Origin of the sequence: Burkholderia sp. SRS-25 (genome assembly GCF_004343765.1) — a bacterium.
Lineage (GTDB): Bacteria > Pseudomonadota > Gammaproteobacteria > Burkholderiales > Burkholderiaceae > Burkholderia > Burkholderia contaminans.
In genome coordinates this window covers 134,094-148,393 of the sequence record NZ_PTXM01000005.1, presented here as the reverse complement: position 1 = coordinate 148,393, position 14,300 = coordinate 134,094, and the positions used below count along the sequence as shown (strand labels likewise).

Here is a 14,300-nt window from a genome sequence, read left to right as displayed (position 1 = left end):
GCCGCATGAGCACGTTCGCGTCCGGCGGCACGCCGCGCGACGCGAAAGCCTGGCTCGTCACGCCCGCGCTCGGGTTCATCGTCGCGCTGTTCGTCTATCCGTTCGCGTACGGCCTCGTGCTGTCGTTCCAGCCGATGAACGGCGGCGGCGCGCTCGCGAACTACGTGCAGTTCTTCACCGACACCGCGATGTGGCCGACCGTGCTCGTCACGCTGAAGCTCGCGGTGCCGGCGACGCTGCTCAACGTCGGCATCGCGGTGCCCGTCGCGTTCGCGCTGCGCCGCCACTCGCCGTACCAGAAGTTCGTCACGACGCTGCTCGTGATTCCCGTCACGCTCGGCACGGTGCTCGTCGCCGACGGGATGCTCACGTATTTCGGGCCGAACGGCTGGTTCCCGCAGGCGCTGCAGGGGCTGCACCTGTACACCGACGAAGTGCGCCTCACGCACAACTACTGGGGCGTGCTGCTGTCGCTGATCGTGTCGGGCTTTCCGTTCGCGTTCCTGCTGATGCTGTCGTACATCAGCGGCATCGACCCGACGCTCGCGCGCGCGGCGGCGACGCTCGGCGCGAACCCGTGGCAGCAGTTCCGGCAGATCTACCTGCCGCTGCTCGTGCCGGGGCTCACGATGGCCGCGTGCCTGTCGTTCGTGCAGGCGTTCTCGGTGTTCCCGTCGGCCGTGCTGCTCGGCGCGCCGGCCGGGCCCACGCGCGTGATCTCGATCGCGGCGGCGGAGGCCGCGTTCGAGAGCTACGACTATTCGCTCGCATCGGCGATCGCGATCGTGATGGGCTTCGTGCAGTTGCTGGTGGTCGCGTCGATGCTCGGCGCGCGCCGCTTCTTCTATACGGGCGCGGTGACGGGAGGCAAGGGCTGATGGCGACCGACAATCATGCCGCGCGCACGTGGCCACCGAAGCACGACACGCCCGATGCGCACCGCGTCGACGCGAGGAAACCACAGAAGATGACAGGCAATCTCGCCGGCCGCGCCTGGAAGGCGCTCGTGTGGGGGCTGATGGCGTTCTTCCTGCTGAACGTGATGCTGCTGATCGCGACCGTCGCGGTGAACTCGATCGCGACCCGCTGGTTCGGCACGCCGCTGCCGCAGGGCTTCACGCTGCACTGGTACGCGAAGGCGTGGGAGGACTTCCAGCTCGCGAGCGTGCTGTGGGTGACCGTCGAGGTCGTCGGCGCAGTGGTGCTGCTGTCGATCGCGCTCGGCGTGCCGGCCGCGTATGCGCTGGCGCGCGTGCAGTTTCGCGGCAAGCGCTTCGCGCTGCTGGTGTTCCTGCTGCCGCTGATGGTGCCGCCCGTCACGTATGGGATCCCGATGGCCACCGTGATGTACAAGGTCGGGCTCGCGGGCACGCTGCCCGGCGTGATCCTCGCGAACCTCGTGCCGGCGCTGCCGTTCGTGATCCTCGTGATGACGCCGTTCATCGAGCAGATCGACCCGAATCTCGAAGCCGCCGCGCGCATCTTCGGCGCGAACACGTGGCGCTATTTCCGCTACGTGCTGCTGCCGCTGCTGGTGCCCGGCATGCTCGCGGCGGGGTTGCTCGTGCTGGTGCGCACGATCGGGATGTTCGAGCTGACCTTCTTCACCGCGGGACCGAGCACGCAGACGCTCGTCGTCGCGCTGTATTACGCGGTGTTCTCGACCGGCGTGCGCGCGCCGCAGTCGATCGACGCGATGGCGATGATCTACATGGCCATCACGCTCGTGTGGGTCGTGATCGCACTGCAGTTCGTGAGCCCGACGCAGCTCGTGAGCCGCGTGAAGCAGGAGCGGCAGTAGGCAAGGGCAACGCGCGGGTGCGCGATGCCGCCTGCGCATCCGTGCAATTGGTTACAAATGGATACCGCGCGCGACACGCGGACGTTGCAGACTACGCGGCGTTCACCCGATCACGGATATCCATGAAGCTCCACACGCTGCTGACACTCGCCGGTGCATCGACGCTGCTGGCCGCCTGCAACCTGCTCCACGACGGCCCCGGTTCGAGCGACGTCGACGCCGCCGTGCGCCGCGCGCTCGAGGCGGAAAACCACGGCGGCCTGAACGCACTGTTCGGCCAGCCGCTGCCGGTCTCGGCCGATGTCGTATCGGCGAAGCCCGACGGCGACTGCAAGAAGCTCGGCGATCGCACCTACTCGTGCGACGTCGTGGTCACGTGGCGCAATGCCGACTACAAGCCTTCGCGCGCGAACCTGACCTTCGTGAAAGCCGCCGACGGCTCGTGGCAGACGTCCGGCGTCGACGCGGCGATCGTGTCCGGCGCCGCGAAATCGCTGGTCGACGAGATCGGCAAGGCGTGGCCCGGCAACGCGGCAAGCGGCGCGTCGGCGCCGCAGTAACGCGCCGGCGGCGCGGCGCTCGCTGATTCCGCGGGCGCGCGGCTTCGCCCTGGCGGGCCGCGATTGCCTCGTTTCTTCAAGCCATCGATGACCATCGCCCGTGCACGCACGACCGCGGCCGGCGGGGCGGCGCCATCCGACCGGCGCGACCTGTGTTCGACACCGATTCACCGAAAAGGGGTTCGAACACCTGCTCCCTAAAGACCGAACGCATCCTCGGTATGCGGGCCGGGTTATAGGGAAAACCCTTATTTCGAGATATAATCATGGCCTAAGAGATAGGTCAGAACCATGCCTGAACGTTTCCAAACCCTTGAAAAATTTGTGTTTTCCCTCGTCGTGATGTCCGCGGTCGTGTGCTCGGCATTCCTCGCGTATGAACGTCACCCCGAGATCAAGATCGCGCTGCACGAAGGCGAAGCGCTGATGCGCGAGAGTGCCAAGTACTCGGTCATCTGCTCGCCGTCCAAGGTCGATCCTTGCGTCGAGATGTCGGCTTACTGAGATTCGCGTCGGTCGTGGTGCGCTGCGATCGAAACGCGCGTTTCCAGAATCGGCCCCACTCAGTTTCGGACTTGTCCTATATCGCTGGTCGTCTGGATTCCTTAAAGTAGAGCCCGTCAGGAATTCAGAAACCGGCCGCAAGATAGGGCGGATGCACGAACCCGTAACGTGCCGAGTCGCTGGCGTAAGCAGCCCCCGAATTCAGCCGGCCCCGCTTCGAGCCATCGAGCGGGGCCGTTCCGTTTGCGCGGTTCAAATCACCTTCCGCAGCGCCATGCGCCACGCGCGTCACACCACGTGCCGCGGCATCCCGCCCGCGAACGCGGCGACATTGTCCACGAGCTGATCGGCAAGCGCCTGCATCGCTTCGTCGCTCGCCCACGCAACGTGCGGCGTCAGGATGAATGCCGGATGCGACAGGATCGCGTGGAACGGATGCGCGGCCGGCAACGGCTCCTGCGTGACCACGTCGAACCCCGCGCCCGCGATCTGCCCCGACTGCAAGGCGTCGACGAGCGCGCTTTCATCCACGAGCCCGCCGCGCGCGGTATTGATCAGCAGCGGCCGGCGCGCCATCCGCGCGAACGCGGCCGCGTCGATCAGGTGCCGCGTCGCCGGCGTGAGCGGGCAGTGCAGCGTGATCACGTCGCAGTCGCGCAGCAGTGTGTCGAGCGGCGCGTAGTCGTCCCCCGACGCATCGCCATGCGCCGCGAACCGCACCCGCATGCCGAGCGCGCGGGCGATGCCGGCCACCGCGCGTCCGAGCACGCCGTCGCCGACGATCCCGAGCGTCGAGCCGGCCAGGTCGCGAATCGGATGATCGAAAAAGCAGAATTGCCCGCTGTCGAGCCAGCGCCCCGCACGCACCGCGTCGCGGTAGGCGACGAGGCTGCGACGCAGCGCGAAGATCAGCGCGAACGTGTGCTCGGGCACCGTGCGAACCGCATACTCGCGAATATTGCTCACGACGATGCCGCGCGCCGCGCACGCGTCGAGATCGACGATGTCGGTGCCCGTCGCGGCGATCGCGATCATCCGCACGCGCCGTGCATCGGCGAGCGCTGCCGCGCCGAGCCGTACCTTGTTGGTCACGACGATGTCCGCGTCGCCGATGCGCGCGGCCAGCTCGTGCGCGGCGGTCCGGTCGAAGGCCTGCAACAGGTGCGGGAACGGAAACGGCTTCAGCACGGTGTGCGGCGACAGCGTCGCGCGGTCGAGAAACACGATCTTCGCGGGAGAGGAAGCAGAAAACATGGCGGGTCTCGCTGACAGGCGCCCGGCGGGCGCGGAACGGGTTCGATTCTGCCGGCGGCGTGCGTGCAGTCGTTTGACCGTTGCGCGAGCGCGCTTTCCCGGATGGAAAGTCTGACGCAACGTCTCCATGAGAAGCGCGACACGCGCCTTTCCGAAACGGAAAGGCTGGTTGAGCATCGATCGATTTTCGCCGGTCGCGAACGCCGTCATGATCGCCTTCATCGACAACACGATTTCATCGGAGACAGCCATGACACGCCCCCTGGACGGCATCCGCGTGCTGGAACTCGGCCAACTGATCGCCGGGCCGTTCGCGGGCCGGATGCTCGCCGAATTCGGCGCCGACGTGCTCAAGGTCGAGCCGCCCGGGCTCGGCGACCCGCTGCGCAAATGGCGGCTGCTGCATGAAGGCACGTCGGTCTGGTGGGCCGCGCAGTCGCGCAACAAGACCTCGCTCACGCTCGACCTGCGCACGCCAGAAGGGCAGGACGTCGTGCGCCGCCTCGTCGAGCAAACCGACGTGCTGATCGAGAACTTCCGGCCCGGCACGCTCGAAGGCTGGGGGCTCGGCTGGGACGCGCTGTCCGCGATCAATCCGGGGCTCGTGATGCTGCGCGTGTCGGGCTTCGGGCAGACAGGCCCGTACCGCGACCGTCCCGGCTTCGGCATGATCGCCGAGGCGATGGGCGGCCTGCGGCACCTGACCGGCGAGCCCGGCCGCACGCCCGTGCGCGTCGGCATCTCGCTCGGCGATTCCCTGTCGGCGCTGCACGGCGTGATCGGCGTGCTGCTTGCGCTGCGGCATCGCGAGCAGCAGGGCGGCAAGGGGCAGGTCGTCGACGTCGCGCTGTACGAGTCGGTATTCAACATGATGGAAAGCCTGCTGCCCGAATACTCGGCGTTCGGCGCCGTGCGCGAGGCGGCCGGCAGCAGCCTGCCCGGCATCGCGCCGACCAATGCGTACCGCTGCCGCGACGGCAAGTACGCGCTGATCGCCGGCAACGGCGACAGCATCTTCCGGCGCCTGATGGAGCTGATCGGCCGGCCCGATCTCGGCAACGATCCCGCGCTCGCGCACAACGACGGGCGCGTCGCGCAGGTCGAACGCATCGACGCGGCGATCGGCGAATGGAGCGCGCAGCACGATCTCGATGCGGTGCTGGCCGCGCTGAACGACGCGCGCATCCCGTCCGGGCGCATCTACGACGTGGCCGACATCGCGGCCGATCCGCATTACCGCGCACGCGACATGCTCGTCGATGCCGCGTTGCCCGACGGCACGCCGGTACTCGTGCCGGGCATCGTGCCGAAGCTAGGCGCGACGCCCGGGCGCATCGACCACGCGGCGCCCGCGCTCGGCGCGGATACCGACGCGGTACTCGAATCGCTCGGCATCGATGCGGCGACGCGCGGCGACTGGCGCACGCGCGGCGTGATCTGAGAAGCGGAAACAGGAGCAGACAACATGAACGGGCAACGCAAACGGCTCTACCTCCACGAAGTCGCGACACGCGACGGTTTCCAGAACGAAGCGGCATTCGTCGACACCGACGACAAGATCGCGCTCGTCGACGCGCTGAGCGCGTGCGGCTACGCGAAGATCGAGGTCACGTCGTTCACGTCGCCGAAGGCGATCCCCGCATTGCGCGACGCGGAGGCCGTGATGCACGGCATCGCGCGCGCACCCGGCGTCGTCTATACGGTGCTCGTGCCGAACGTGCGCGGTGCCGAGCGTGCGCTGTCGTGCGGTGTCGACGAAGTGAACCTCGTGATGTCGATGAGCGAAAGCCACAACCGCGCGAACCTGCGGATGACGCGCGAGCAGTCGTTCGCACAACTGCACGACGTGATCGACGCGGTACGCGGCGCCGGTGTCGCGATCAACGTGTCGCTGTCGACCGCGATGGGCTGCCCGATGGAAGGCGATGTGGCAGCCGAAGGCGTACTCGCCTGGATGCAGCGCTTCGCGGATCTCGGCGTGCACGGCTTCACGCTGTGCGACACGACGGGCATGGCGTTTCCGTCGCAGGTACGCGACCTGTCGGCACGGGCCCGCGAGCGCTTCGGCGCGCTGCAGCTCACGCTGCACTTCCACAACACGCGCGGGATGGCGCTCGCGAACACGCTCGCGGCACTCGACGCGGGGATCGACCGCTTCGACGCGTCGCTCGGCGGGCTCGGCGGCTGCCCGTACGCACCGGGCGCGACCGGCAACGCGTGCACGGAAGAGCTCGTGCACATGCTCGAACTCGACGGCTACGATACGGGCATCGATCTCGCGGCCGTGCTGGCCGCGTCGGCACGGCTGCCCGCGCTGATCGGGCATGACGTGCCGAGCCAGATCCTGAAGGCCGGGCGCCGCTCGGACCTTCATCCGCCGCCGCGCGCAGACGCCGGCGACATGCCCGCGCAGCGCGCGTTCTCATGAACCACGAACAGGAGCGAACCTCATGGCGCTGATAGACCATCTCGACCATCTCGTGCTGACCTGCGTCGATCCCGACCGGACCACGCATTTCTATACCGAGGTGCTGCAGATGCAGCTCGAAACCTTCGGCGCCGGCCGGATCGCATTCCGCTTCGGCATCCAGAAGATCAATCTGCACGTGCGTGGCGCGGAGTTCGAACCGAAAGCGCATGTGCCGGTGCCAGGCGCGCTCGACCTGTGCTTCATCGCGTCCGTGCCGCTCGACGACGTGATTGCGCACCTGAAGCGCGTCGGCTGGCCGATCGTCGAGGGGCCGGTCGAGCGCACGGGCGCGACGCAGAAGATCCGGTCGGTCTATGTACGCGATCCCGACCTGAACCTGATCGAGATCTCCGAGTTGATCTGAGCACCGGTGCACCACCGCGCCGTATCGCGCCTTCGCACTCGCGTGTGCGGACCTGAACACGGTGCGGCTGCATGCCGCGCCGATCTCCCGCCGAAATCGGACAGCCGGTTTCCGCGCCCGCCGATTCCGGATAGCCGGCCCGTGCCGCGCTGCGGATAATGCAGGCATCGGCGACTGAGAAGCCGCCTTCGCAGCGGGCGCAACGCTTGCGTCCGCGCTTCCGCAACCCGACCCAGGCAACTCCCGATGACGATTCTCTATCGCGGCATGGACCGCGCGGCGCTCGACGCCGCTTATCTGAACACGAAGGTGGTACCTGATTTCCCCGCGTTGCTGGCGTCGATGCAGGCGCGCAGCGCAGCGCTCTATGAAGCTGCATCCGTCAGGCGCGACCTGCGTTACGGCGCGCAACCCGCGCAGCGTTTCGACTGGCTGTCGTGCGGTCAGCCCGATGCGCCGCTGTTCGTGTTCATTCACGGCGGCTACTGGCAGCACTGCGCGAAAGAAGATTTCGCCTACGCCGCAAGCGGGCCGCTCGCGCGCGGTTTCGACGTGATACTCGCCGAATACACGCTCGCGCCGATCGCGACGATGACCGGCATCGTCGGCGAAATCGGCGCGCTGCTCGACTACCTGGCGAACGACCCTGACGGCCTCGGTACGGCGAAGCGGCCGATCCACCTGAGCGGCCATTCGGCCGGCGGCCACCTGACGGCCGTGCACCGCGCGCATCCGGCCGTCGTGTCGGCGCTCGCGATCAGCCCGCTCGTCGATCTCGAACCGATCTCGCTGTGCTGCCTGAACGACAAGCTGCAGCTCACCGCGCACGAGGTCGACGCGTACAGCCCGTTGTGCCATGTCGGGCCCGGCGCGCCGACGGTCGTGGCGGTCGGCGATGCCGAGCTGCCCGAACTCGTCCGGCAGGCACGCGACTACGCGACGGCGTGCGAAGCGGCCGGCGAACGGATCGCCCATGTCGGGTTGCCCGGCATGAAGCACTTCGACGTGCTCGACGATCTCGAGAAGCCGGACGGTGCGATGCTCACCGCATTGCTGTCGATCGCGCCGCGCTAGGCTCGCCGTATCGCGCGGGAGCGGCCGGGCGTATGATCGGCGTCAGCCCGCCGCGCTGACGGCATGCGCCGGCACGGCCTTCCCAGGACCCACGACATGGTGAACCCGCTTCATTTCGATCTGCAGTCGCTGCGCGTGTTCGCGCTCGTCGCCGAGCACGGCAGCCTGACGAAAGCGGCCGAACACGGCCAGCTCACGCTGTCCGCGGTCAGCAAGCGCATCGCCGAGCTCGAGAGCGTGACGGGCAGCGCGCTGTTCGTCCGTCATGCACGCGGTGTCGAGCTGACGCCCGCGGGCCGCGCGCTGCTCGACCATGCGGCGAAGGTGATCGAGCAGGTCAACCGAATGGCGCACGAGATGAGCGATTACGTCGCCGGCGTGCGCGGCCACATCCACGTGTGGACCAACACGTCCGCGATCGTCCAGTTCCTGCCCGCCGATCTCGCCGCGTTCCTCACCGACAATCCGGGCATCAAGGTGAGCCTCGAGGAACGGCTGAGCCACGAGATCGTCGACGCGCTCGCGTCCGGCAAGGCCGATCTCGGCGTGTTCGCCGACAACGTGCCGGCGCCCGGAATCGAACGGCGGCTGTACCGGCGCGACGAGCTCGTGCTGCTCGTGCCGCGCACGCACCGGTTCGCCGCGCGCGACAGCATCCGCTTCGCGGATACGCTCGACGAGGATTACGTTGGGCTCAGCGACGGCAGTTCGCTGCTCGCGCGCATGACCGACGCGGCGTTCGCGGTCGAGCGCTCGCTGAAGCTGCGGATCCAGGTATCGAATTTCGACGGCGTGAGCCGGATGATCGAGGCCGGGCTCGGCATCGGCATTCTGCCGCGCGATGCGGTGACGGGTGAGCGCGCGGCGCGGCTCGGGGTCGTGAAGCTCGACGATGCGTGGGCGACGCGCACGCTGTGGGTGGGGGTGAAGGCGGGTAGTGTGTTGACCACTGATATCGCGAAGCTGTTCGATTTCATGTCGGCGCGGTGAGGCGGGGTTGAATGCGGGTCCCTGTTTCCGACGAGATGCTTTGAGCATTCAATGGTTCTCAACGCGATTGCGGTACACGGTCAATCGAAAACACGTCGATTATTCGAATCAGGATTGACGTTCCGCTCGTGAATTCACGAGATTCCGTCTGTCAGTGTCGACCGAACGCGGGCTGCGAACGGGTCGACTCGCAGCTTGCATGGCTGCCGCCCCGCCACGAGCAACGATCAGGAAGGAAAGTACCGGTTGGCAGGTCTCGCGCGATCGCGCCGCCTTGCCCGGTTGCAGTCAGTCGGCGCCGACCGTAAGATCGTCGATCAATGACACGAACGCATGTGTTCGTCGCTCTTCGTTTGAGGTTCGTTCATCGGGAGGACTAGTGCGAGTTGAAGTTCAGATCGTCAATGCTTTGACGGACGGGAAAGCCGGGGGCAATCCTGCTGGCGTGGTGATTGATGCCGATGCGCTGACGGCAGAGCAGAAGCTGCATGTTGCCCGGCAGGCCGCCTTGTCAGAAACCGCATTCGTATCGAAATCGAATATCGCGACGGCCAAGCTCGAATTTTTCACGCCGACTCGGCAGATCGCCCATTGCGGCCATGCCACGATCGCCACATTTTCCCTCTTGAGAGCAATCGGCAGGGTAGGTGACGGCAAGTTGTCGAAAGAGACGATCGACGGATGCAGAGACATCGTGATCGATGGCGACACCGTTCTGATGGAGCAGCGTTCCCCAACTTATCGCTCAATCGGAGCGGACTCCCCGTTCTCCGCGAAAATCGCTCAATCTCTGGGCGTATCGACTGCCGCGATCCATGGTGTCGAAAGCCCGACCGTCGTCAATACCGGCAACAGCTTTCTGATGATCGCATTGCCCGACGAGCAGTCCGTGGCCGCGATTCGTCCGGACCCGCGCGCGATTGAATCGATCAGCGACGATCTTGATTTGATTGGTTATTACGTATTCTCGACGACGACGAAAATACCCGGTCGCCATGCAGGAGCCCGCATGTTCGCGCCACGTTTCGGCATTGCCGAGGAGTCGGCGACAGGAACCGCAGCCGGGCCGTTGGCGTGCTTGCTGTACGAGCGGATGGCGGCAGCCGACACGGAAATCACCATTGAACAAGGGCACTTGATGCCGCAACCTTCGCCGAGCGTCGTCAAGGTCCTCCTTGATGTCGACGGTGGCAAGATCTCGCGATTGATGGCCGGCGGTTCAGGGGTTGTCATGCGGTCGATCACGGTCGAGATCTGATGTTGCGTCGAGCGTCCGCTTCCCGGTAGTCCGAGCGACCTCAATGGATCGGCAAGCGACAGATGCCGTGAAACATCAATCGTGACGAGGAAGCACGTTTCCGCGCTTCCTCCTCGACATCCGCTCAAACCGGATTGATCTCATCCTGACTGCGCCGCGTCGTCAGCGGCCCGAGCACGCGCAGCGTGACCGCGACGATACCGAGCGCGACCGAGATCACCCCGAACATCGCACCTGCACCATCACGCACGAGCACCGGCAACAACACGAACGGCAGCGCACCGCTGACGATCCGCGACAGCGCATAGGTACTGCCGATCGCCGTCGAGCGCACCCGCGCCGGGAAAATCTCCGCCTGGTACACGTGATACGCGTTGCTGAACACGTTCGACGCGCAGGTCGTGAGGAACCCGAAGCCGACGATCAGCACGGTATTGCCCGAATACGCGAAGCACAGCCCGAACACGGCGATCGACAGGATCGACACGATCACGAGCGTGCGGCGCTCGATCCAGTTGAGCAGCGGAATCGACAGCAGCGAGCCGACCGGATAGCCGATGAACGACAGCGCGATGAACAGCGTGCTGTCCGTCACGTCGAAGCCGCGACTTTTCACGACCGTGCCGGCCAGCGTACCGAAGCCGTAATAACCGAAGCCCTGGAACAGGTGAAAGATCGCGAGCATCAGGTAGCGCGCGCCGTACGGTTCGCGCCGCAGCAGCGCGATACGCTCGCCGAGCCCGAGCGGCCGTTGCGGCTCGACCGGCTCCGCGAACTGCTCGGGCACGCGCACGCCGGTGCCTTCCGCGAAGCGCCGCGCTGCCGCGTACGCATCGGCCGTTCGCCCCTGCGCGAGCAGCCAGCGCGGGCTCTCCGGCAGCCGATGCTGGACGAGCAGCACGTACACGGCGCCGAGGCTGCCGATCGCGAGGATGATGCGCCAGCCGGCTACGCCGCCCACATGCAACGGGTTGAGCCACAGCGCGAGGAACCCGACGAGCGGCACCGCGACATAGGAGGTCGTGTAGGCCCACGCGGCGAGCCGCCCGCGCTTCTCTTTCGGCAGGATCTCGGACAGGAAGCTGTCGGCAACCGGATAGATCGCGCCGACGCCGATACCCGTCAGGAACCGGCATGCGACGAGCATGTCGGCATTCACCGAAAACGCGCCGACCAGCGAGAACGCGCTGTACCACGTGAGCGTCAGCAGGAAGGCCTTGCGCCGGCCGATGCGGTCGGCGAGGCTGCCGAGGCACATCGCACCGACGAACATGCCGATGAACGCCGATGCCAGCAGCAGCTTGAAATCGGTGCTCTGCCGGCTCAGCCCGTATTCGTTCTGCAAGGCGGCACCGATCGTGCTGACGAGGAAAATCTCGTACATGTCGAAGAACAGCCCGATACCGATCACCCACACGACGAACCGGTGCAACGCGCCGACGGGCAGGTCGTCCATGAAATCGCCGAGCGTGACGCGGCGGGCGGGGCGGGCCGACGCATCGGCACCGACGCCGGCGGCAGCGGCCGGTGGTCGTGCGGAAGCGGGTCCTCCCGCGTTGCCGCCGAGATCGAGGGAATGGCTGTTCATCGTGTCTCCTGATTATCGATCCGCCGTGGCGCGAGGCCCGGCCGTTCGCGACCGGCGCGGTGCATCCGGTCGCACGACGCGGCGGCAGGCACCGCAAGGCCGGTGAAAGGGCCGGACAGGCGGGCTGTACCGATCGTTCGACACATGGTGGGCAAATCCGCCGCACGCGATAATTGCGGATGCTTCAAGCGTCCTTTCCCGCGCAGAAAGGGTGCGGAACATGCGGGAGCCGGCATGCACGCGGCAGGCCCGCGCAGCCGGCCTGGCGCGCGGTCACGCATCGGAGCCGATGGCGCGCTCGCGCAACCGGCAGGGCGGGAAAACCATGAGGCCGGTGGCCTGGCCGCCGGCGCGAAAACTACCGGCGGCCAGGCATTCGTGCTCAATCAGCCGGCACGAACGCCGCCCCGTAAAACACGCGCACGGGGTTGCCGCGCTCCAGCGCAACGTGCTGCATCCGCCGCTGCCGGCGCGCATCGGACGCGTGACGGTCGGCCTCCTGCTGCAGGCGAACCTGCAGCAACTGCAGCGCCAGACGCTTGTTCGCGTGCTGGCTGCGCTCGCTTTCCACGCGCACCGACAGGCCGGTCGCGACATGGGTCGCACGAATCGCGGAGCTCGTCTTGTTCACGTGCTGGCCGCCCGGCCCGCGCGCGCGCATTGCTTCGAACCGCACGTCGCCATCCGGCAGCGGCCGCGCGTCGGCGCAGCGCGTGACGCCGATGAACCAGTTCTTGCGCGGATGACGCAACCGGTACGGGCTCGCGCAAATCCATTGCAGCGTGCCCGTCCAGCGGTCCGCGAGTGCCTGCGCACCTTCGCCGTCGAGATCGAGCAACGCCGAGCGCAGCGTGCCGGGCCGTTCGCCCGGCTGAGCATCGAGCACGGTGACGACGACGCGCTGCGTATCGGCTTCCGCCTGCAGGCGCCGCAACGCATTGGCCGCGGCCAGCTGGCACTCGAGCGGGCCGTGCGCCGAAGAAATCTGCATCAGCATCGGCCAGCCTCCCCGGACGTCTTGTAGGTCAGCACCGGCGCGAGCCGCGCCAGCTTGCGCAGCAGCCCGGCCGCTTCGAGCGCGTCGACGACGCTGTCGATCGGCTTGTAGGCCTGCGGCGCTTCCTCGTACAGCAGTTCGCGGTCTTCGCAGATCACGTGGCTGCCGAGCGGCGTGCGCGTGAGCTGCGACGGCGTGAAGCGCCGTTCGAGGCGCCCCCTGCAATCGCCGCGCGCCCACTTGCGGCCCGCACCGTGCGCCAGCGACGCCAGGCTGGCCGCATCGTCGGGCCGCACCGGAGCGACGAGGTAGCTGTAGTCGCCGCGCGAGCCGGGAATGACGACCGGCCCCGCGTCGGCCGGCGTCGCACCTTTGCGATGCAGCCAGCCCGGCTCGCCGTCGACGTTCGCGCGGCTCACCAGGTTGTGGTTCACGTCGAGCACGCACCGGCCATCGGTGCGCCAGCGTGCCAGCATGCGCCGCGCGATCAGGTCGCGATTCGCGATCGCGTAGCGCAACGCCGCATCGTGACGCGCGAGGTACGCCGTGCATGCGGCGTCCGTGTCGACGAGGCCGTTGTAGCCGTGCTCGCGCACGTGTTGCTCGAGGATCGACTGGCCGAAGCCGCGCGATCCGCTATGCACGAGCAACAGCAGGCGATCGGGATCGAGACCGAGCGCCGCGAGGGGTTCGGTGTCGTACACCGCATCGATCCGCTGCGCTTCCGCGAAATGGTTGCCGCTGCCGATCGTGCCGAGCGATGCCGCGTACGCGTGATCCGCGAACCCGGCGGCCGCAATGAGCGGCTGCCAGCTTGCATCGGGCGGGGCGTCGATCGAGCCGAGCCGGCTCGCCAGCTTCGACGCACTGACGCGCCGCGCATCGAGCGCGGTTTGCCACAGCGCCATCCCGCAGCCGATATCGCCGCCGATCAGCGCCGGATACAGCTGGCCCGTCGAAAAGAACGCGGCGCCCACCGGGTAGCCGCGTCCGGGGTGAAGATCGGGCATGCCGGCGACGCGCCGCATGCCGGGGAGGGTGGCAGCGTGTTCGAGCTGCCGGATGGCCTCACCTTCGATCCAGGTGGTGGCGCAAGCGCACAACGTGATGCGCTCGCCCAGGTATTGCATGGAATTGCCCATGGAGGTTTCCGTTCGATGAAAAAGGAGAACGGCGGGCCATGGCGCAGGCAGCGCACACATGCGCTGCCCGACATCGGAAGTCGGGAAGAGGGCGGCACGACCGGATCGGAACGACCCGGCTCATCGCCGTGACGGCGATACGTGGTGCTGCGTGGCGTGAACGATGAAACGAACGGACGCGAAAAAACCGAACTACGACCCGCGACGGGAGAAGTGTTGGCGTGACGTCATGATTTTTTCTCCTTGCGAGTGAGGGGTTGATCGGAATGGCGGCGACTCTAGCATGCGCGCAACGGGC

Annotated in this window: 14 protein-coding genes; 10 read left to right on the top strand and 4 right to left on the bottom strand. The window is 67.1% G+C overall.

Features of this window, described 5'->3' with window-relative positions:
- Window positions 1-5: 5 nt before the first annotated feature.
- The 4 genes from C5O79_RS07310 (at window position 6) to C5O79_RS07295 (ending at window position 2,865) form a co-directional block, all read left to right on the top strand.
- The gene (locus tag C5O79_RS07310; protein ID WP_046545733.1) at window positions 6-878 is read left to right on the top strand and encodes a sugar ABC transporter permease; all 873 of its coding nucleotides are present in this window, start codon (window positions 6-8) and stop codon (window positions 876-878) included.
- Window positions 878-1,801, top strand: a complete 924-nt coding sequence (locus C5O79_RS07305) for an ABC transporter permease (RefSeq protein ID WP_122473934.1) — start codon at window positions 878-880, stop codon at window positions 1,799-1,801. The genes C5O79_RS07310 and C5O79_RS07305 overlap by 1 nt, the downstream gene beginning before the upstream one ends.
- A gap of 122 nt (window positions 1,802-1,923) precedes the next feature.
- Window positions 1,924-2,361, top strand: coding sequence for a hypothetical protein (locus tag C5O79_RS07300; protein ID WP_047850874.1), 438 nt, complete (start codon window positions 1,924-1,926; stop codon window positions 2,359-2,361).
- 291 nt (window positions 2,362-2,652) lie between these two features.
- Entirely contained in the window at window positions 2,653-2,865 is a 213-nt protein-coding gene (locus C5O79_RS07295; protein ID WP_006497261.1) for a hypothetical protein, read from the top strand.
- A 288-nt stretch (window positions 2,866-3,153) separates the two neighbouring features.
- Here C5O79_RS07295 and C5O79_RS07290 read toward each other — a convergent pair whose 3' ends face one another.
- The gene (locus tag C5O79_RS07290; protein WP_122473935.1) at window positions 3,154-4,119 is read right to left on the bottom strand and encodes a D-2-hydroxyacid dehydrogenase; all 966 of its coding nucleotides are present in this window, start codon (window positions 4,117-4,119) and stop codon (window positions 3,154-3,156) included.
- Between the two features lie 250 nt (window positions 4,120-4,369).
- On the opposite strand from C5O79_RS07290, the gene C5O79_RS07285 reads away from it, so the two are divergent.
- The 6 genes from C5O79_RS07285 (at window position 4,370) to C5O79_RS07260 (ending at window position 10,275) form a co-directional block, all read left to right on the top strand.
- Complete coding sequence (locus tag C5O79_RS07285) at window positions 4,370-5,560, top strand: CaiB/BaiF CoA-transferase family protein (RefSeq protein WP_122474536.1); 1,191 nt, start codon at window positions 4,370-4,372, stop codon at window positions 5,558-5,560.
- 24 nt (window positions 5,561-5,584) lie between these two features.
- Complete coding sequence (locus C5O79_RS07280; RefSeq protein ID WP_047850872.1) at window positions 5,585-6,547, top strand: hydroxymethylglutaryl-CoA lyase; 963 nt, start codon at window positions 5,585-5,587, stop codon at window positions 6,545-6,547.
- A gap of 22 nt (window positions 6,548-6,569) precedes the next feature.
- The gene (locus tag C5O79_RS07275; RefSeq protein WP_046545739.1) at window positions 6,570-6,953 is read left to right on the top strand and encodes a VOC family protein; all 384 of its coding nucleotides are present in this window, start codon (window positions 6,570-6,572) and stop codon (window positions 6,951-6,953) included.
- 246 nt (window positions 6,954-7,199) lie between these two features.
- Complete coding sequence (locus C5O79_RS07270; RefSeq protein WP_122473936.1) at window positions 7,200-8,027, top strand: alpha/beta hydrolase; 828 nt, start codon at window positions 7,200-7,202, stop codon at window positions 8,025-8,027.
- 96 nt (window positions 8,028-8,123) lie between these two features.
- Complete coding sequence (locus C5O79_RS07265) at window positions 8,124-9,017, top strand: LysR family transcriptional regulator (protein ID WP_043182881.1); 894 nt, start codon at window positions 8,124-8,126, stop codon at window positions 9,015-9,017.
- A 199-nt stretch (window positions 9,018-9,216) separates the two neighbouring features.
- A complete protein-coding gene (locus C5O79_RS07260) occupies window positions 9,217-10,275 on the top strand; it encodes a PhzF family phenazine biosynthesis protein (RefSeq protein WP_236862284.1) in 1,059 nt (352 codons plus the stop codon).
- Between the two features lie 124 nt (window positions 10,276-10,399).
- On the opposite strand, the gene C5O79_RS07255 is transcribed toward C5O79_RS07260, so the two are convergent.
- The 3 genes from C5O79_RS07255 to C5O79_RS07240 all read right to left on the bottom strand — a co-directional run bounded on the left by C5O79_RS07255 (window position 10,400) and on the right by C5O79_RS07240 (window position 14,002).
- Window positions 10,400-11,863 carry an MFS transporter gene (locus tag C5O79_RS07255; RefSeq protein ID WP_047850870.1) on the bottom strand — a complete coding sequence of 488 codons (1,464 nt, stop codon included), beginning with the start codon at window positions 11,861-11,863 and terminating at the stop codon, window positions 10,400-10,402.
- Window positions 11,864-12,245: 382 nt separating this feature from the next.
- A complete protein-coding gene (prfH, locus tag C5O79_RS07245) occupies window positions 12,246-12,854 on the bottom strand; it encodes a peptide chain release factor H (protein WP_335900609.1) in 609 nt (202 codons plus the stop codon).
- Window positions 12,854-14,002 carry an RNA ligase RtcB family protein gene (locus C5O79_RS07240; protein WP_122473939.1) on the bottom strand — a complete coding sequence of 383 codons (1,149 nt, stop codon included), beginning with the start codon at window positions 14,000-14,002 and terminating at the stop codon, window positions 12,854-12,856. Before C5O79_RS07240 ends, prfH begins: the two co-directional genes overlap by 1 nt.
- Window positions 14,003-14,300: the final 298 nt, after the last annotated feature.

Excerpts from the sequence above, each read along its gene's own strand:
- C5O79_RS07290 (WP_122473935.1), bottom strand. The coding sequence starts at position 4,119 with ATGTTTTCTGCTTCCTCTCCCGCGAAGATCGTGTTTCTCGACCGCGCG.
- prfH (WP_335900609.1), bottom strand. The coding sequence starts at position 12,854 with ATGCAGATTTCTTCGGCGCACGGCCCGCTCGAGTGCCAGCTGGCCGCG.
- C5O79_RS07305 (WP_122473934.1), top strand. The coding sequence starts at position 878 with ATGGCGACCGACAATCATGCCGCGCGCACGTGGCCACCGAAGCACGAC.
- C5O79_RS07280 (WP_047850872.1), top strand. The coding sequence starts at position 5,585 with ATGAACGGGCAACGCAAACGGCTCTACCTCCACGAAGTCGCGACACGC.
- C5O79_RS07300 (WP_047850874.1), top strand. The coding sequence starts at position 1,924 with ATGAAGCTCCACACGCTGCTGACACTCGCCGGTGCATCGACGCTGCTG.
- C5O79_RS07275 (WP_046545739.1), top strand. The coding sequence starts at position 6,570 with ATGGCGCTGATAGACCATCTCGACCATCTCGTGCTGACCTGCGTCGAT.
- C5O79_RS07270 (WP_122473936.1), top strand. The coding sequence starts at position 7,200 with ATGACGATTCTCTATCGCGGCATGGACCGCGCGGCGCTCGACGCCGCT.
- C5O79_RS07260 (WP_236862284.1), top strand. The coding sequence starts at position 9,217 with ATGGCTGCCGCCCCGCCACGAGCAACGATCAGGAAGGAAAGTACCGGT.
- C5O79_RS07265 (WP_043182881.1), top strand. The coding sequence starts at position 8,124 with ATGGTGAACCCGCTTCATTTCGATCTGCAGTCGCTGCGCGTGTTCGCG.
- C5O79_RS07255 (WP_047850870.1), bottom strand. The coding sequence starts at position 11,863 with ATGAACAGCCATTCCCTCGATCTCGGCGGCAACGCGGGAGGACCCGCT.
- C5O79_RS07295 (WP_006497261.1), top strand. The coding sequence starts at position 2,653 with ATGCCTGAACGTTTCCAAACCCTTGAAAAATTTGTGTTTTCCCTCGTC.
- C5O79_RS07240 (WP_122473939.1), bottom strand. The coding sequence starts at position 14,002 with ATGGGCAATTCCATGCAATACCTGGGCGAGCGCATCACGTTGTGCGCT.
- C5O79_RS07310 (WP_046545733.1), top strand. The coding sequence starts at position 6 with ATGAGCACGTTCGCGTCCGGCGGCACGCCGCGCGACGCGAAAGCCTGG.
- C5O79_RS07285 (WP_122474536.1), top strand. The coding sequence starts at position 4,370 with ATGACACGCCCCCTGGACGGCATCCGCGTGCTGGAACTCGGCCAACTG.